The organism is Pyxidicoccus xibeiensis (assembly GCF_024198175.1).
GTDB classification, from domain to species: domain Bacteria; phylum Myxococcota; class Myxococcia; order Myxococcales; family Myxococcaceae; genus Myxococcus; species Myxococcus xibeiensis.
In genome coordinates this window covers 20,588-36,820 of record NZ_JAJVKV010000030.1, presented here as the reverse complement: position 1 = coordinate 36,820, position 16,233 = coordinate 20,588, and the positions used below count along the sequence as shown (strand labels likewise).

The following is a 16,233-nucleotide window of genomic DNA, read 5'->3' as shown; positions in this document are numbered from 1 at the left end:
TCCAGCTGCGTGAACTCCGGGCGCTGACGCGGCCTGCCTGCCTGGACGGTAACGTCTACTTCGGGGCTTCGGACGCCGAGGCCGGGCAGGAGCTGTGGAGGAGCGACGGCACGGTGGCGGGCACCGCGCGCCTGGCCGACCTCTACCCGGGCACCGAGGGCTCCTGGCCCCATGGCTTCACGCTCCATGGCAACGCGCTCTACTTCGCGGCACATGACGCCCAGGCCGGCAACGAGCTGTGGAAGACGGATGGCACGGCACAGGGCACCACCCGCGTCGCGGATGTGGCCCCGGGGACGGCCTCGCCGTTCGACTCGCTGGAGCAGGTGGCGTTCATCTCCGCTCCCGGTGCGCTCTACTTCCTGGCCGATGACGGCACCCACGGAGTCGAGCTGTGGAAGACGGATGGCACGCCCCAGGGCACGGTGCGGCTGTCGAACAACACGTCCACCCGGCACGGCTTCCGCGAGCTGCTGGGCACCTGGTCACAGGGGGCGCTGCTCTTCTGGTCGACCGACGACGAGCTCTGGCGGAGCACGGGCACGGCCTCCGGGACGGGCCGGCTCGCCACGCTCGCGAAGTACCTCCGGAGCGGCGTCCCGCAGTGGCGTGGCGCGGGCGTGGACCTGGGCGGGGCGCTCTTCTTTACCGGGACGGACGGGGAGTTCGAGCGCCTGTGGCGGAGTGACGGCACCTCCGGCGGGACGACCGCCGTGGGCGGGGACACCACGGTCCTCTACACCCCCACGTCGTACACCCGGCTGGGCGAGCGGCTGCTCTTCGCGGCCTTTGACGCCGGGGCGCGGGCCCTGTGGAGCGTGGACGCGACGGGACAGGCGCTCCAGAGGCTGGCGTCCGTGGACTTCGTCGAAGAGCCGTATCGGACGCCCGTGGCGGCGGGTGGACGGGTCTTCTTCACGCAGTGGAACTTCGACGGCGACAGCCTGTCGATGACCGATGGGACGCCCGGGGGAACCCGGCTCGTCAAGGCCTTTCCCCCGCAGTTCCCCGAGGTGCATCCCCGGCTGCTGACCGCGGTGGGCTCGCGGGTCTTCTTCGCCCGCACCGCCGGCTGGAACCGCGACGAGCTGTGGATGAGCGATGGCACCGAGGCGGGCACGGTGCGGGTGAAGGAGCTGTATGACGCCACGCAGCCCGTCACCCTCCACCACATGGTGGCCGTGAACGGCCGGCTCTACTTCTGGCTCTCCCTGCCGGGGACGAGCCCGGCAAGGAAGGAGCTGTGGACGAGTGATGGAACGGAGGCGGGCACGCGCGCCGTGGGGCCGGTGGCCTCTCCGAGCTGGAAGGTGCCGAGCCTGTCGAACACGGCCGTGGTGGGTGGGACGCTCTTCTTCACCGTCGAGTCGGAGGACGGTCCGCCCGAGCTCTGGAAGTGCGAAGGCACGACGATGGTGAAGATCCGGACGTTCGGCGCGTCCGCGACGACGCCTCCGCCGCTCCGCCTCACGCCCTTCGGGAGCGGGCTGCTGTTCTGGGCGGATGACGGCGCGACGGGCTACCAGCCCTGGCGCACGGACGGCACCGAGGCGGGCACGGTGAAGGTGAAGGACGTCCGGGCCGATGGCGCCACGGCGATGGGGCTCACGGGCTTCCTCCGGCTGGGAGCGAAGGGGCCGTTCGTGTTCGCCGCGTCGGATGGGGCCTCGGGCCTGGAGCTGTGGAGGACGAACGGCACGGCGGAGGGCACGGTGCGTGTGGCGGATATCGCCCCGGGAGTGGCCTCGTCGTCGCCGGCCTGGCTGGTGAGCTCCGGGCAGCGCATCTTCTTCCCGGCCTGGCACCCCACGTCGGGCATGGAGCTGTGGGCCATGAGCTGGACGGAGGAGGACGCCGAGCCTCCGACGGTGACGTGCCCGGAGGCGCAGGTGGCGGAGGCGACGAGCGGTGCGGGCGCTGCCGTGACGTATCCGCCGGCCACGGCCACGGATGGGGACGGGAGCCCCACGGTGACGTACAGCCATGCGTCGGGCAGCGGCTTCGCGCTGGGGGCCACCGAGGTGCGCGCCACCGCGACGGACGGAGCGGGCAACGTGGCGACGTGTAGGTTCACCGTCACGGTGCGGGACACGGTGGCACCGGCCCTGGAGTGCCTGCCCGCGCAGTCCGCGGTGGCCGAGTCGGAGGCGGGCGTCGCGGTGACGTGGCCAGAGGTGCAGGCCACGGATGCGGTGTCCACGCCGACGGTGACGTATGCGCCCGAGCGCGGGAGCGTCTTCACCCCGGGCACCACCGAGGTGGAGGTGACGGCCACGGACGCGAGCGGCAACCGCCGGACCTGCACCTTCGAGGTGCGGGTGACGGTGGGCGCGGAGGGAGGCTCGGACGCGGGGACGCCGGACGGTGGCAGCACGGACGCCGGGACGAGCCCGCCGCCGCCGCCCGAGGAGTCGAGCGGCTGCGGCTGCACGCAGTCTGGCGGCGCCGCGACGTGGCTGCTCGGGCTCGCGCTGCTGGGGCTGCTGTCCACGCAGCGGGCAGGGCCGCGCGGTTCAGCGGCCCGCGCCGGTAGGCCGGTGGGAGGTGCTCACCCTCGCGTCAGCGGGTGGGCGGATGCCGGCAGGTCGTCGGCGTCAGGGGCGCTTCGCGAAGCCTGAGTACGACCTGCCCCAGACCGGCTGTCGTCTCATGCCCGAATGGGGCTCGCTCAGGGGGGCGGGGATGAGGGCGTAGTGCGAGCGGGTGGGGAGCCCTCGAGCCCGCGTCGCTGGAGCGGGTTCGCGACGCGTCGTTCCGACAGTCAGATGCCCGGAGGGGCCTTCTTCCGGCGCTGGCCCCGAGCAGGTTGCTCACGAGGCAGGGGCTCGGAGGGGGTGGCCGCGTCGGCGGGCCCCGAGGGGCCTGTCCCCGCCGCCGACTCGAGGCGGGCCAGCCGGTGCTCCAGCTCCTGCCGCCACGCGGCCTGGGTGCGCGCGTGCTCGCGCTGCACGTCGTGGATGGTGGCGAGCGCGTCGAGGATGGACTCGTTGAACTCGACCTGCTTCCTCAGCGCCTCGTTGATGAAGGGCTGGAACACGAGCCGGAAGGCGCGCTTGGCCAGCACCAGCGCCGGACCCGCGACGCCGCCGCGGTGGGACGTCGCCGGCTCGGCGTAGCGGCTGTCCATCTTCCCGCGCGCTTCCTGGAGCAGCGCCGGCCAGGGTGCGGGCGTCGGCGGGCGGGCGGCGGCCTCCAGTGCGCGGCGCAGCGTCTCGTTCGCTTCCTCCGACGGGCGGGGCAGCTTCCGCGTCTCACGCGCCACGGCATCCGCCGAGGGCGCGCGGGTGAGCAGGTCTTCAGGTCGCACGAGAGACTCCGGCAAGAGAGGAGGGCAGGGCGCTCAATAGCGCACGCACGGCCTGCTCGGGACGCGAGGGCTCCAGCTTCACCAGCCGTCTGTCCAGGTGCTGGCGCGCCGGCTCCAGGAGGGACGCGGGGAGCGAGGCCTCGTGAACTCCCCAGGCGCGTGGCTTCACGTGCTGCAGCACCGCCTGGGCGCTCACCGTCTCCGCTCCGAGCAGCACCACCGGCGCGGAGGACACACGTACCGCGGTCTCCAGCGAAGAAGCCCCCGGCAGTGGCTCGCTCCCACGCCCAGGCGGCTGGTCCGGCGTGAAGTGCCACACGGGCACTCCATCCATGGCCTCGGGGCCGAGCTCCAGCGATGGCTCCGCGCCACGAGGCCTCAGCGCGAGGATGCGCGCACCGGGCAGCCGCTCAGCGAGCTGCCGGGCCAGCCGTGACATGGGGGCCTCCGGCCGCACGGTGAAGCCGGGGCAGACCAGCTCTACCGAGGCGGCCGGAGTCGAAGGCGCCGGAGACGAAATCTGCCCGGAGAGCACGCCCTGGAATGCCACGCGCACCTGCTCGGCCACGGCCTCCTGCGAGAGGGAGTCCAGCCGCTCGCGCTGGGCGGCGACGACCTGGCCTCGCAGCGAGGAGCTCCGCTCCAGCACGGCGAGTAGCTCCGCCACGTCGCGCGGGTCATCCGACAGCGTGGCGAGCCCCGCGCCGCCCATCGTCTCCGGCACGGCCGCGGCGCCGTAGGCCACCACGGGCACGCCCCGGTACATGGCCTCCAGCAGCGGCACGCCGAAGCCCTCGTGCCGGCTCATGGACAGGTACGCGGATGCGGTGGCGAAGCACGCGGAGAGCTGCGCCGCGCTGACCCGGCCGACGAAGCGGACGCGCTCCGCGCCGAGCACGTCCTTAAGTCCATGCAGGTACGCGCCATACGCGCCGTCGCGGTGCAGGTACCCGGCGACCACGAGCCGGCTGCGCGGCTGGTACAGCCGCTGGTACGCGGTGAAGACGCGCAGCACGTCATCCACCTTCTTGCTCGGCACCGCGCGGCCCACGAAGAGCACGTTGGCGCAGCCGTCGCTCAGCTCCGCCTGGAGCACCGGGTCCGGCGCCGTGTCGAACGCACTCCAGTCGATGGCGAACGGCAGCACGGAGACGTTGGGATACCCCGCCGCTACCAGCTCCTCCGCGCTGAAGCGCGAGTAGGCGAACGCGCATTCCACGTGAGGCCGCAGGGCCAGCAGCTCGTCCCTCGCGGCGTCACACGCGGCGGCCACCTTGCGCTCGAAGCCCTCGAACAGCCGGGCGGGCGTCACGTTGTGGTAGACGAGCACCTTCCGCCCGGGGGCCCGTGCAATGAGTGGCACCAGGCGCGACTCGAAGCTGTGGTGCACCACGAGCACCGCGTCCCGGCTGGCCGAGCGCGTGTACTCGCGCACCGGCCGCACCTGGTCCTTGCAGGCGTCGTCCCACGCCTCGGCGTAGATGTCGGAGGCGTAGCCCCAGCGGCGCAGCAGGCCCTGGAGGTAGCGCACCTGGTTGCCCACCGCGTCGCCCCAGGCGAGCCGCGGGAGGAGCTGGTGGATTTCCCGGGGCCCGTCGCCCGGAGGGCTGCGTCGCTGTGCATTCACGCCCGGCTCCCTTACCGCCGCGAGGGGCGAGCACACAAGCCCGAGCCCCTCGGCGCCTTGACGGTGGGAGACCCCTCCGATACGCAGCGGACACCCTCCTTTCCGAGCACTCGAGGCCCACGGGACATGAACGTACTGGTGACAGGTGGCTGTGGCTTCATCGGCTCCAACCTCGTGAAGTACCTGCGGCGCGAGCGGCCGGACTGGACGGTGGTCAACCTCGACAAGCTCACGTACGCGGGCAACCTCGAGAACCTCTCCGAGCTGGAGGGTGACCCGAAGCACGTCTTCGTCCGGGGCGACATCGGCAACCGCGAGCTGATGGAGCACTTGATGACGGTGCACTCCATTGACGCGGTGATGCACCTGGCCGCCGAGAGCCACGTGGACCGCTCCATCCTCGGCCCCGAGGTCTTCATCACCACCAACGTGCTGGGCACCCAGCAGCTGCTGGAGGCGTCCCGTGCGCGCGGCATCAAGCGCTTCCTGATGGTCTCCACCGACGAGGTGTACGGCTCGCTGGGGCCCACGGGCGCCTTCACGGAGACCTCGCCGCTGCAGCCCTCCAGTCCGTACTCGGCCAGCAAGACGAGCTCTGACCTCATCGCCCTGGCGTACCACCACACGTTCAAGATGGACGTGGTGGTGACGCGTTGCTCGAACAACTACGGGCGCTACCAGTTCCCCGAGAAGCTGATTCCCCTGATGGTGGTCAATGCGCTGCACGACAAGCCGCTGCCCGTCTACGGCGACGGGGCCAACGTGCGCGACTGGCTCCATGTGGAGGACCACTGCCAGGCGCTGCTGCGCGCGCTGGAGAAGGGCAAGGCCGGCGAGGTCTACAACATCGGCGGTGGCGCGGAGCGGAAGAACATCGAGATCGTCAAGGCCATCCTCGGGCTGGTGGGCAAGCCGGAGTCCCTCATCCAGTACGTGAAGGACCGCCCCGGGCATGACCGGCGCTACGCCATCGACCCGACGAAGATGCGCACGGAGCTGGGCTGGACGCCCGCGCACACCTTCGAGCAGGGCCTCGCGGACACGGTGAAGTGGTACGTCGAGCACCGCGCCTGGTGGGAGCGGGTCACGAGCGGCGCGTATCGCCAGTACTTCGACACCCAGTACAAGACCCGGCTGCAGGGCAAGGCCTGAGCGCCCATGTCGGGCCGGGCGCGTCGTGTATTGGAAGGGCCTCCGAAGGCCCTCAGCGGCCGAACTGTCGCCGGCTGGCCTCGAGGATTTCGTCGGAGAGGGCGGGATTGGCATCGGCCACTGCCCGGGCCAGCACCACGGCACCGACCATCTCGCTCAACGTCCTGAGGGCCTGCTCGCGGGCGACGGCGGGCTCGGCCGCCTTCTTGCCGGACTTCAGCCTCGGCAGGTGGTTGACGAGGATGCCCAGCAGCGCCTCGATTCCGGCCGAATAGGACGCCTGGACCGACTCACCCTGTCTTCCGACATCTACTGCGAGCGCGGCCGTCGGGCAGCCGCCGCTCGGGTCGTCCCGGTGCGCGGGCGAGAGGTAGTGGTCCAGGTATCGCGCCACCGCCAAGCCGTCACGGCTCGGGTCCTGCTCTATCTCCGACACCAGCGTCGCCAGCGCCCTGTCGAACGCCGAGCCACACGCCTCGGCGGCCAGCGCTTCCTTGGAAGCGAAGTGGTTGTAGAAGCCCCCGTGCGTGAAGCCCGCCTCCTTCATGAGGTCCGCCACGCCCACTCCATCGATGCCGCGCTCGCGAAACAGCCGGGCCGCCGTGTCGAGGATGGTCTGCCGGTTCCGTGCTGCCTGCTCCTTCGAAAGTCGCATCGCGCTCCGCCTCCCCGCAGGTTCTCTTGACTTCAATAATGACGGTCGTCATTTAAAAACAATGTCGCCCATCATCATTATCCCAGAGCGACCTGCCGCTCGCCAGTCAGGCGGGCGGCCCGAGCCAGCACCCGGGGAGAAGGTCATGAAGAAGCTGAGTGGAAAGGTCGCGGTCATCACCGGTGGCACCAGCGGTATCGGCCTGGCGACGGCGAAGCGGTTCGTCGCGGAGGGTGCGCAGGTCTTCATCACCGGCAGGCGCCAGGCGGAGCTGGATGCAGCCGTGAAGGCGATTGGGGACAACGTCACCGGTGTCCAGGGAGACGTCGCCAACCTCGCGGACCTGGACCGGCTGTACGCGGTGGTCAAGCAGCAGAAGGGCCGCATCGACATCCTCTTCGCGAATGCCGGAGGGGGTGAGTTCGCGCCGCTGGGCGCCATCACCGAGGAGCACTTCGACAAGACGTTCGGCTCGAACGTGAAGGGCCTGCTCTTCACGGTGCAGAAGGCGCTGCCGCTCCTGGTCGACGGCGCGTCCGTCATCCTCAATGCCTCCACCGCGGCTTCGAAGGGAGCGCCAGCGTTCAGCGTCTACAGCGCGACGAAGGCCGCTGTCCGCTCGTTCGCGCGGACGTGGACGCTCGACCTCAGGGAGCGCCGCATCCGCGTCAACGCCCTGAGCCCCGGAGGCACGGAGACTCCCGGCATCAACGGCCTCGCGAGCAACGCGCAGGAGCTTCAGCAGTTCAAGTCCATCCTCACCGCCTCCATCCCGATGGGGCGCATGGCGGACCCGGATGAGGTGGCGAAGGCCGCCACCTTCCTCGCCTCGGACGACAGCAGCTTCGTGACCGGCATCGAGCTGTTCGTCGATGGCGGCATGGCGCAGATCTGATTGTCGCCTCCGCCCGGGTGTTGAGCGGTGCCGGTTGCAGCCCGTTCTTTCTGGATAAACCAGTAAACATGAGGGCTCATCCCTCCGTGTTCCGGCCGCGTCCTGGCGGCCAGAGAGGCGGACGGAGAGATGGGCCACATCAAGCGGTGGGAGCGGTCGTTGCTGGTTCAGGCCGTGCTGGTGCTCGCCTTCGCGGGCAGCGCGGGCGCGGTGACTCCGACGGGCGTGACGAAGGTCTCCCGCGTGACGGGCGCGACGCCCGCCGGAGAGCTGCTGCCGAACCCGAACCAGACGCACACGAACTATGAGGTGTACGGGACGGACCTCGGCATCGTCTGGGACAAGGGCGGCGGCGAGGTCTTCGTCTTGTTCGGCGACACCTTTGGCGTGGGGTGGTGCGGCAACGGCGGCTGCGGCGGTGGATGGCGCAGCAACGTGCTCGCACGCTCCTCCGACACCACCCTGTCGAACGGGCTCACCTTCTCCACGATGATCCAGGACTCCGCGCGCCACGCGAAGGAGGTCCTGCCGTCGAGGAAGATCAACAACGACGAAATCACCGTCATCCCCACGGCGGGCATCACCGTGGGCTCGCGGCACTACATCCACTACATGTCCGTCCACCACTGGGGCGACCCGGGCATGTGGTTCACGAACTACGCGGGCATCGCGTACTCGGACGACAACGGCCAGAACTGGGTGAAGCACCCGAGCGCGCGGTGGCAGAACAACGCCTCCTGGTCGCACCCCTTCCAGATGGGGGCCATGGTCCGCAACGGCGGCTTCGTCTACCTGTACGGCACGCCGAATGGCCGCTTCGGCAACGTGCACCTGGCTCGTGTGCCGGAGAACGCGCTCCTCGATATCAACGCGTACCGCTACTGGGACGGCAATGGCTGGTCCACGTCCCAGGCCGCAGCCCGCCCCGTGGCCATCGGCATCGCCGGAGAGCTGTCCGTCTCCTACAACGCCACGTTCGGCCGCTTCCTGATGACGTAGACGTCAGCCTCGTGCGCGGCGCCAACCTGGTCGCTCAGCCGGGCTTCGAGCAGCAGTCCTCCGCGACGGCGACCTCGCCCTGGTATGTCGACGGCACCGCGGGCATCGACCGTGGGCTCGGCTTCGCGCGGACGGGCGCGAACAACGCCTGGGTCCGGAACAGCAGCGGGTGGAACGCCATCAAGCAGGAGGTCGGCGTGACGCCCAACACGAGCTACACGCTGACGGGGTGGGTCAAGACGTCCGGAAACCACGACGATGGCTACTTCGGCGCGCGGCTGCTGAAGGGCGGCCCCATCCTGGGCGAGACACACTTCACCCAGCCACTGGGCAGCTACACGCAGCTCAGCGTCACCTTCAACTCCGGCGCCAACCACAGCGTGGAGCTGTTCGTGGGGATGTGGGCGAACAACGGTGACACGTGGATCCAGGTGGATGACCTGCGCCTCACCCGGAACTGAGCGACGTGGAGCGCGTCAGCGGGCTCCGCTCCTTCGCTGGCTGCGGCGGAGCGAGAGGTCCGCCAGCCCCGCGAGCAGGAAGATGGGGGCCAGCAGCACCGCGCTGAACCAGCTCAGCGCGTAGGCGACGCCGAAGCCCAGCCCGAAGAGGCCGCCGTCCCGGGTACCCGAGAGGATGCCCACGTACTGGCGGCCTCCGAGCAGGTGCAGCAGCAGGAAGAGCGCGGCCATCAGCAGCGCGGCTCGAATCAGGGGACCGGGTTTCATTGGAGCGCCTCCAGCGGGCGGACTTCCAGCGCCTTGCGCCAGAGGGGTCCTTCGACGAGTGAGTACAGCAGCACGGCATCCGCGAGCGTATTGCCCGCGGCGAAGCGGAGGCCTGTGTCGTCCCTGATGGGGAACGCGGCGAAGCGGAGGCTGGTGACGAGCCCGGACAGCAGCGGAGCGTCGTCGAAGGCCGCCGCGCCCACGAGCGCCAGTCCGCTGGAGCCCGCATTCGCATTCACCAGGGGAATGGTGGGGCCGGAGTCCACGTCCTGTGCGTTGCGAGCGCCTTCCGGCCACTCCGCCGCCCAGGCGAAGCCGAGCGCCTGGCCAATGAGCGCGCGGCGCGCCCGCTGGTACTGGTCCTTCGCGAAGTCCGTGTCGACCAGCTGGAGCAGATGGGCCGAGAGCCACAGGGACGAGCCCTCCGGGCCGTCGAGCGTGGCGCCATCGAAGGTGAAGCTGGAGACGAGCAGCCCGGTCTTCGCGTCGACCAGGTGCTGGCGCGCCGAGGCCACCCAGCGGCGGCTCAGGCTGGAGTGGTTCCTCCCGTCGACGGTGTCGGAGAGGCGGAGCGCCGCCAGCGCCAGGGTGTTGCAGAACGTCCACCCCTCGTCGGGGTAGCTCTCGGCGGCGAGCATGGGCGCGCGCTCGAGCTGGCCGGCGACGGTGTCGATGCGCTCACGCAGCAGGGGCGCGAGGTCCGCGCGTGGCTCCACCAGCTGGCGCGCGGCGAGCATGAGCGCGATTTCTCCGTCGACGAAGAGGCTGCGCCCCCGGGCGTCTCGGAACGGCGCGTGGTGGACGTAGGGCAGGAGGAACGTGTCGCTCCTGCCGCGCTCGTCGCGGAGCGTGCGGTCGAGCACGGCGTCGATGACGGCCAGGTGCTCCGCCTTGCGGTCCGGCTCCTCCAGCGCGAGGTTCGCGAAGGCGAGCACCGAGAAGGTGCGGACCATCAGGTCCCACTCGGGGTTGTTCTGCCGGAGCAGCTCCCGCTCGGGGCTGTCGTCCCTCAGGGCGAGCGCGCGCTGCCGGGCGGCGAGGGCGGGCACCAGCTCGCGGGAGTCTTCCGGCCGGAAGCAGAGCTGGAGCGCCGGGAGCCAGACCGCCGTGGCGATGAGCAGCAGCAGGAGGGTGCGTCGCATGCCGCGAATATCGGACGTCGCGTGCCCGACAAGGATGGGAAGGCAGCGACCGGTCGCGGACCGCCGATGAGCGGTCGCCCGCCGCGGCTCGACGTCACCGGGCGGGGACCTGTCACCTCGGGCTCACGTCACGCCGGGCCTCAGCGCGCGCACTCAGCCAGCACGGTGTACTCGGTCCGGTTCGTCTGCTTCCCGTAACGCATCAGGACGCCGCACGTGCACTCGTGCCGGCCCACCTCGAGGCCATTCGGGTCGTAGAAGCGCCACACCCACGAAGGGCTCACGCTGTTGCAGCTCGGAGGCCAGACCTGCGCGGAGGTGTCGAATCCGTCAGGAGGCGGAGGGACCTGCTCCACGGCCTCTTCACCACCGCAGCCGCCCAGCACGAGGGCGGCGACACAGGCAACGACGGCACGCTTCAAGAACATGCTCGGCTCCTTGCTGACCCGTGGATCGAGTCAGGCTCCTGGAGCGTGACATCCCAGGCTGATAGCCGTCACATGAAATCCAGTTACATTCCCAACCGGCGAATCAGCTCCGGCGGCACGGGATAGACGCGCTCGGGAGGACACAGCCGTGCCGCCGCGTCCGCCTTCCCCTCGTCCAGCAGGCGGCGGATCTTCTGGACGCGTGGCGTGAGGTCCTCGATGGAGACGGTCCACGACTCCACGTAGCGGGAGATGACCGCGCGGCCCAGGCCCACCTGGATGCTGTCATGCGGGAGCCCGGCGCCGCGCAGGGAGCGCTCCGGGTCCCACTGCACGTGGACCTGCGCGGCGTCGAACTCTCGTCGCCACTGCTCGGGCGAGCCGTGGGCTCCGGGCTCGAAGGAGGTGAGGACCGCGAGGCTCAGCGCCTCATGCCAGCCCTCGCGCCGGATGCGCACCGCGAGCGTCCGCTCCTGCCCGCTCTTGCGGCCCCAGTTGGAGCGGTGCATCAGCCACAGGAAGCTCGGCTTGATCCACGTCATCCGGCCCACCGAGAAGGGCGGGCCGAACTTCTGCTGCTTCACGGCCACGTCCGCGATGGCGTCCGGATAGGCCTGGTACATGACGATGGAGGCGCGGTCGTAATCGGCGCGAACCTCCCGGGAGCCGGGCATGGACGTGCCCTCCGGGGCGTGGGGCCCTAGTCAATCGTCTCGGGCAGGCTCTCCCGCTCGCAGCGCGTGATGCCATGCCGGGCATCGCTGAGCTTCGGGTAGTCCTTGAGCAGTGCCCGATACACCCGGAGCGCCGCCTCGCAGTCCCCGTCCTCCCGGAGGCGGTGGGCCTTGCCCAGTCGCTTCGAGGCGTCTTCCAGCTTCTGTCCCAGGGACGCCAGCTCGGGCTCCACGGACTCCAGCCCGAGGGAGCGGGCCTGCTCCAGCCGTTGCAGGGCGCTGTCCAGCTTGCCGTCGTTGAAGTCGTTGCCGATGTCGATGACCTGGCCCTTCGCCAGGACCTGGAGCTGCTTCGTCGCCACGTCCTGCGCGGCGGCGGGCGCCACCGCCTGGACCTCCGGGGCGGGGGTAGGGGCCTCCACCGGCGTCGGGGCCTCAGGCGCCTTCGCCTGGACCTCGGGCTGGGCAGGGGCCGCGGGCGCCACGACGGCCGGCGCGCTCGGCGCCGGAGGCATCACGGCCTGTCCGTTCCCTCCGCCCGTGCTCCGGATGGCCACCACGCCCGCGCCACCCAGCAGCAGCGCGCCCGCGATGCCCAGGGCCATGACCATGCCCGTGGAGCGCTTGGGCGGCGCGTAGGGCGACACCGCGTGCGCCGTCTTGTCGAAGCCGTCCGGGCCCACGCGAAGCGCGGCGCCCTGCATGGCTCCCACGCCCCCCGTGCCCTGCGGCGGCGCGGGCTGCGTCAGGGGGATGGGCGTCATCCGGCCCGTGCCATGCTGGCCCGCGGTGTCCTGCCGTGGGACGGCCTCGCCGCGCACCAGCGTCGCCTCGGAGCCGTCGCCGAAGAGCAGGGTGTTCGGGGTGCTCTCCTCGGCGATGGCGCCCTTCACCGTCGGGTTGACGCCGCTGATGGCGCGCTTGCCCGTGAGCGTGGGCAGCGCGTTGTTCAGGTCCGTGGCGAACGCCTCCATGGTGGCGTAGCGCTCCACGCGCTTCTTCGCGGTGGCCTTCTGGATGACCGCGTCGATGCCGGGCAGGTCCAGGTCCGCCACCACGTCCTTCAGGTGCGGCATGGGGTGGTGCACCTGCTTCTGCATGATCTCCCCGACGCTCGCGCCGTCGAAGGGCTGGTGCCCGGTGAGCAGCTCGAACAGCACCACGCCCACCGCGTAGATGTCCGCGCGCGCGTCCACGTCCAGGCCCATGGCCTGCTCGGGAGACATGTACCGCGGCGTGCCCGCCACCGCGCCCTGCAGGGTGAGCCGGGTGGCCCCGTCGGTGATGCGGGCGATGCCGAAGTCCAGCACCTTCACGTGCCAGCCACGCATGCCCTGCCGGACCATGACGTTCTCCGGCTTGAGGTCGCGGTGGATGACCTGGCGCGCGTGCGCGTACGCGAGCACGTCCGCCACCTGGAGGATGATGTCCGCCGCCTCGTGCACCGGCAGCCGGCCCGTGGCGGCCAGCACGCGCTTGAGGTCGTCACCCTCCACGTACTCCATGGAGATGTAGAGCGTGCCCTCGTCGTCCTGCCCGAAGTCGTGCAGCGTCACCGCGTTGGGGTGCGCCACCCGCGCGTAGCTCTTCGCCTCGTTGAGGAAGCGCCGCGCCACGTCCGGGTCCAGGGACAGGCCGTGGTTGAGGAACTTCATCGCGACCTGCTGGCCGATGCCCACCTGCTCCGCCAGGTACACGGAGCCCATGCCGCCCTGGCCCAGCCGGCGGAGGATGCGGTAGCGGTTGGCGATGGTGCGGCCCACCATCCGGTCCACCGGTGCCGCCAGCGTCAGCAGGTCGGTGCCCCCGCATGCGGGACAGGCCCCGCCCCAGGTCTCGTACTGCGCTTCGCACCGCTGACAGATGAAGGTGGCCATCGACTTTGCTTCCCGTGCCTGGAAGAGGAGCGGCGGCGTCAGCGCGACGCCGTGGGGTAGCGCTGGAAGAGGATGCGCTCCAGCTCACGCGCCCCCGCCTCCGGGGACTTCTTGCGAGCCACCTCGGCCCGCAGCACGTCCGTGCGCGAGTCGTCCGGCAGGTCCGCCTCCATCGCCGCCAGCGCGCCGTTCAGGTCGCCCGCGCGCTGGAGGGCCGCCGCGCGCCACAGCCGGTACTCGGTGCGTCCCGGCGCCGCCGTGGCGGCCTGGGCGAACAGCCCCTGTGCCCGGCCGGCGTCTCCGCCCTGCAGCGCGGCCAGGCCTTCCAGGAAGGGCAGCTGGGCGGAGGCGGCCTCGGACGGGGCGCCCGTGTCGCGCGCCAGGTCGAACAGCGGGCGCGCGTCGCGCAGGCGCTCGGCGGGCAGCGCCTCGCCGGCCAGGGCGCGGCGGTGCAGGTCCTCCGTGGCGGCGCGGCTGGCGGCGCTGAGCCGGTTGCCCATCTCCGCCAGGTCCGTGCCCAGGTAGCCCTCCGTCACCAGCGTGCGCAGCATCTCCCCCGCGGAGTCGGGGCCCACCAGCGAGCCCTGCTCCAGCGCGGCGAAGAAGCCGGCCTTCAGCTCCACGTGGCGCGCCGTCAGGTCCGCGGGCACCTTGTTCTTCTTCTTCTTGCGCGCGGCCTTGAGCTGGCGCTCACACAGGTCCAGCTCGCGCTGTGCCTTCGTGCGGTCCTGGATGTCCGGCGCGCTGCGCACGTAGGCCTTGTACGCGGTGCAGGCCCCGTGGACCTCCTTGGCGCCCATGCGCGAGCGCGCCAGGCCCAGGTAGGCCGGCAGCAGCGTGGGGTTGGCGCGCGTGGCCTTGAGGAACAGGCCCGACGCGTCGCCGTAGCGGCGCTTGTTGTACAGGCGCGTGCCCTCGGCCACCAGCGCCTCGGCATTGCCCACCGACGGGCCCACCAGCGGCTCGGCCATGGCCAGGCCCGACATCAGCAGCGCGCACGTCACCACCCACCGGCGCAGGTCAGAACGCATAGCCCAGCCCTCCACGGATGTTGCTCGTCCCGGCGATCTTCTTGAGCAGCGTGAAGCCGTGCTGGTACGCCACCGACGCGTACAGCCCCTCGTAGACGAAGATGCGCGCGGTGGCCTGCCCCGTCGCATGCAGGTCCACCGCGTAGAGCCCGTCCTCGAAGAGGGCGTTCTCCCGCTCCTTCAGCATCAGCCCCTTCAGCTCCAGGCCCGCCTGCACCGCGAAGGAGACGGGGCCCAGCACGTAGCGCAGCTGCGGCTGCAGCGCGCGCACCGACAGCATCTGCGCCTTGGTGTCCAGCGTCGCCGGGGCCTCCACTCCGTCCGGGGGCCGCACGCCCAGCGTCCACGTGTCGCCGGTGCTGTAGTAGGTGGCGCCCACCAGCATGACGCCGAAGAACTGCCCGTAGCGGCCGTACTCGATGCCCAGGCCCATCATCTTCCGGGAGCCCGGCGCCTGGATGTTCGACGTGCGCAGCGGGCTGAGGGCCGTCGTCGACTTCACCGGCTGCGTCTCGAGCGCGTCACCGGTGAGGCTGAGCATCTCGTAGGACGCCTCCAGGTAGCTCTGCCGCGCCATGGTGGCCTCCTTGCGCCGGCGCATGGCCAGCTTGAAGGCCTGCATGGAGGTGGGCTTCAGCGTGTGCTCCAGCGTGTACGTCGCGCCGGGCGCAATCTCCGCCTTCACCTCGTGGGGCTCGTAGCCCTCCAGCAGCAGCGACAGGGTGCGCGTGCCGGGCTGGATGCCCTGGTCCACCGCGTCCTTGCCCACCGCCTTGCCGTCCACCAGGATTTCCGTGCCCTCCGGCAGGGCCTTCACCACCAGCCGCGCGGGCACCTTCTCCAGGGCGGCCTCCAGCTTCACCTTCTGCAGCGAGCCCAGCACCCGCGTCTCCTCCTTCGGCAGGTGCGAGGCCAGCTCGAAGCGGAACGTGTGCTCCCCCGGCAGCACCTCGGTGGACAGCGGGGTGGTGCCTACCTTCACGCCGTCCAGGAAGACGGTGGCGCCCGGCGGCGTGGTCAGCGCGTCCACCACCGCGTTGATGGACAGGAACTTCACCAGCGCGCCGGCCAGGCCCTTCTCGAAGGCGGGGTTGGCCGTCTCCGCCTGCGCGCGGGCACCGGTCTCCGGGCGCACGCTGACGGCGCGGAAGCGGTAGCCCGCGTCATCCTGCCCCACCTGCACCAGCACCACGCGCTCCAGGCCCAGCGAGCCGAGGTACGCCTCCAGCGGCTCACGGCACTTCGCCTCGCCGGAGACACAGCCCAGGTCGCCGTTGCGGCCCTGGAGGAAGCTCCCCAGCGCCTCGCGCCCGATGACCTGCTGCGGCTTCACCTCCTGGGGCACCAGCGCGGCGATGCCCTCCTCGGTGCGCTTCACCAGCGCGTCCTGCCCCGGGTACAGCGGCTGGATCAGCCAGAGCGTGTGGGGGGAGGCCTCCGCCCGGGTGCCAGCGGGCGCCGCGGGGGTGGCGCCGGCGGTCAGTGCCAGGCCGACACTCAGCAGACATGCGACAAACATGACGTCCTCTGGGGAGGGGGCGCTCATCGGGCCGCGTGGGCCGCCCCTCACACGGTGTACGTCAATGAACGCTCTGCTGCCTAGGGGGGGCAGGGGGGAGCTTGCTGGGTTTTCCAGGACTGTGGCGTTTTCCCGGGCATGTGCCTGGCTGCCCCACGGGCACCCGAGCGGTGGCCCGGCCTGGGGGAGGGGCCTCCGG

Annotated in this window: 15 protein-coding genes; 5 read left to right on the top strand and 10 right to left on the bottom strand. The window is 71.0% G+C overall.

The features are described from left to right. The first annotated feature begins 113 nt into the window (after positions 1 to 113). A complete protein-coding gene (locus tag LXT23_RS48725) occupies positions 114 to 2,618 on the top strand; it encodes an HYR domain-containing protein (protein WP_323379175.1) in 2,505 nt (834 codons plus the stop codon). A gap of 143 nt (positions 2,619 to 2,761) precedes the next feature. Here LXT23_RS48725 and LXT23_RS48720 read toward each other — a convergent pair whose 3' ends face one another. Both LXT23_RS48720 and LXT23_RS48715 read right to left on the bottom strand, forming a co-directional pair. After that, positions 2,762 to 3,307, bottom strand: coding sequence for a hypothetical protein (locus LXT23_RS48720; RefSeq protein WP_253987415.1), 546 nt, complete (start codon positions 3,305 to 3,307; stop codon positions 2,762 to 2,764). After that, on the bottom strand, positions 3,297 to 4,934 hold the full coding sequence (locus tag LXT23_RS48715) for a glycosyltransferase (RefSeq protein WP_253987414.1): 1,638 nt from the start codon (positions 4,932 to 4,934) through the stop codon (positions 3,297 to 3,299). Before LXT23_RS48715 ends, LXT23_RS48720 begins: the two co-directional genes overlap by 11 nt. Positions 4,935 to 5,060: 126 nt before the next feature. Between LXT23_RS48715 and rfbB the strand changes: the two genes are divergently transcribed. After that, complete coding sequence (gene rfbB, locus LXT23_RS48710; protein ID WP_253987413.1) at positions 5,061 to 6,086, top strand: dTDP-glucose 4,6-dehydratase; 1,026 nt, start codon at positions 5,061 to 5,063, stop codon at positions 6,084 to 6,086. Positions 6,087 to 6,138: 52 nt separating this feature from the next. Here rfbB and LXT23_RS48705 read toward each other — a convergent pair whose 3' ends face one another. After that, on the bottom strand, positions 6,139 to 6,741 hold the full coding sequence (locus LXT23_RS48705; protein WP_253987412.1) for a TetR/AcrR family transcriptional regulator: 603 nt from the start codon (positions 6,739 to 6,741) through the stop codon (positions 6,139 to 6,141). 145 nt (positions 6,742 to 6,886) lie between these two features. Here LXT23_RS48705 and LXT23_RS48700 point away from each other — a divergent pair, with 145 nt between their 5' ends. The 3 genes from LXT23_RS48700 (at position 6,887) to LXT23_RS48690 (ending at position 9,096) form a co-directional block, all read left to right on the top strand. Then, positions 6,887 to 7,636, top strand: coding sequence for an SDR family oxidoreductase (locus LXT23_RS48700; protein WP_253987411.1), 750 nt, complete (start codon positions 6,887 to 6,889; stop codon positions 7,634 to 7,636). A 129-nt stretch (positions 7,637 to 7,765) separates the two neighbouring features. Further along, positions 7,766 to 8,635, top strand: a complete 870-nt coding sequence (locus LXT23_RS48695) for a DUF4185 domain-containing protein (protein WP_253987410.1) — start codon at positions 7,766 to 7,768, stop codon at positions 8,633 to 8,635. An 11-nt stretch (positions 8,636 to 8,646) separates the two neighbouring features. Further along, entirely contained in the window at positions 8,647 to 9,096 is a 450-nt protein-coding gene (locus LXT23_RS48690; protein WP_253987409.1) for a hypothetical protein, read from the top strand. Positions 9,097 to 9,111: 15 nt separating this feature from the next. On the opposite strand, the gene LXT23_RS48685 is transcribed toward LXT23_RS48690, so the two are convergent. The 7 genes from LXT23_RS48685 to LXT23_RS48655 form a co-directional block, all read right to left on the bottom strand. Then, positions 9,112 to 9,363 carry a hypothetical protein gene (locus LXT23_RS48685; protein WP_253987408.1) on the bottom strand — a complete coding sequence of 84 codons (252 nt, stop codon included), beginning with the start codon at positions 9,361 to 9,363 and terminating at the stop codon, positions 9,112 to 9,114. Then, entirely contained in the window at positions 9,360 to 10,505 is a 1,146-nt protein-coding gene (locus LXT23_RS48680; RefSeq protein ID WP_253987407.1) for a hypothetical protein, read from the bottom strand. The genes LXT23_RS48685 and LXT23_RS48680 overlap by 4 nt, the downstream gene beginning before the upstream one ends. A 140-nt stretch (positions 10,506 to 10,645) precedes the next feature. Beyond that, positions 10,646 to 10,933 (bottom strand): hypothetical protein, encoded by a 288-nt coding sequence (locus LXT23_RS48675; RefSeq protein ID WP_253987406.1) that lies wholly within the window; start codon positions 10,931 to 10,933, stop codon positions 10,646 to 10,648. Between the two features lie 83 nt (positions 10,934 to 11,016). Continuing rightward, on the bottom strand, positions 11,017 to 11,607 hold the full coding sequence (locus LXT23_RS48670; protein ID WP_253987405.1) for a DUF4291 domain-containing protein: 591 nt from the start codon (positions 11,605 to 11,607) through the stop codon (positions 11,017 to 11,019). A 26-nt stretch (positions 11,608 to 11,633) separates the two neighbouring features. Beyond that, positions 11,634 to 13,484: a serine/threonine-protein kinase gene (locus LXT23_RS48665; protein ID WP_253987404.1), complete on the bottom strand. Its 1,851-nt coding sequence runs from the start codon at positions 13,482 to 13,484 to the stop codon at positions 11,634 to 11,636. A gap of 38 nt (positions 13,485 to 13,522) precedes the next feature. Continuing rightward, positions 13,523 to 14,515: a hypothetical protein gene (locus LXT23_RS48660; protein WP_253987403.1), complete on the bottom strand. Its 993-nt coding sequence runs from the start codon at positions 14,513 to 14,515 to the stop codon at positions 13,523 to 13,525. Then, positions 14,505 to 16,034: a PEGA domain-containing protein gene (locus LXT23_RS48655; RefSeq protein ID WP_253987402.1), complete on the bottom strand. Its 1,530-nt coding sequence runs from the start codon at positions 16,032 to 16,034 to the stop codon at positions 14,505 to 14,507. Before LXT23_RS48655 ends, LXT23_RS48660 begins: the two co-directional genes overlap by 11 nt. Positions 16,035 to 16,233: the final 199 nt, after the last annotated feature.

Coding starts and splice junctions, on each gene's coding strand:
- rfbB (WP_253987413.1), top strand. CDS start 5,061: ATGAACGTACTGGTGACAGGTGGCTGTGGCTTCATCGGCTCCAACCTC.
- LXT23_RS48670 (WP_253987405.1), bottom strand. CDS start 11,607: ATGCCCGGCTCCCGGGAGGTTCGCGCCGATTACGACCGCGCCTCCATC.
- LXT23_RS48695 (WP_253987410.1), top strand. CDS start 7,766: ATGGGCCACATCAAGCGGTGGGAGCGGTCGTTGCTGGTTCAGGCCGTG.
- LXT23_RS48700 (WP_253987411.1), top strand. CDS start 6,887: ATGAAGAAGCTGAGTGGAAAGGTCGCGGTCATCACCGGTGGCACCAGC.
- LXT23_RS48665 (WP_253987404.1), bottom strand. CDS start 13,484: ATGGCCACCTTCATCTGTCAGCGGTGCGAAGCGCAGTACGAGACCTGG.
- LXT23_RS48685 (WP_253987408.1), bottom strand. CDS start 9,363: ATGAAACCCGGTCCCCTGATTCGAGCCGCGCTGCTGATGGCCGCGCTC.
- LXT23_RS48705 (WP_253987412.1), bottom strand. CDS start 6,741: ATGCGACTTTCGAAGGAGCAGGCAGCACGGAACCGGCAGACCATCCTC.
- LXT23_RS48655 (WP_253987402.1), bottom strand. CDS start 16,034: ATGTTTGTCGCATGTCTGCTGAGTGTCGGCCTGGCACTGACCGCCGGC.
- LXT23_RS48675 (WP_253987406.1), bottom strand. CDS start 10,933: ATGTTCTTGAAGCGTGCCGTCGTTGCCTGTGTCGCCGCCCTCGTGCTG.
- LXT23_RS48660 (WP_253987403.1), bottom strand. CDS start 14,515: ATGCGTTCTGACCTGCGCCGGTGGGTGGTGACGTGCGCGCTGCTGATG.
- LXT23_RS48680 (WP_253987407.1), bottom strand. CDS start 10,505: ATGCGACGCACCCTCCTGCTGCTGCTCATCGCCACGGCGGTCTGGCTC.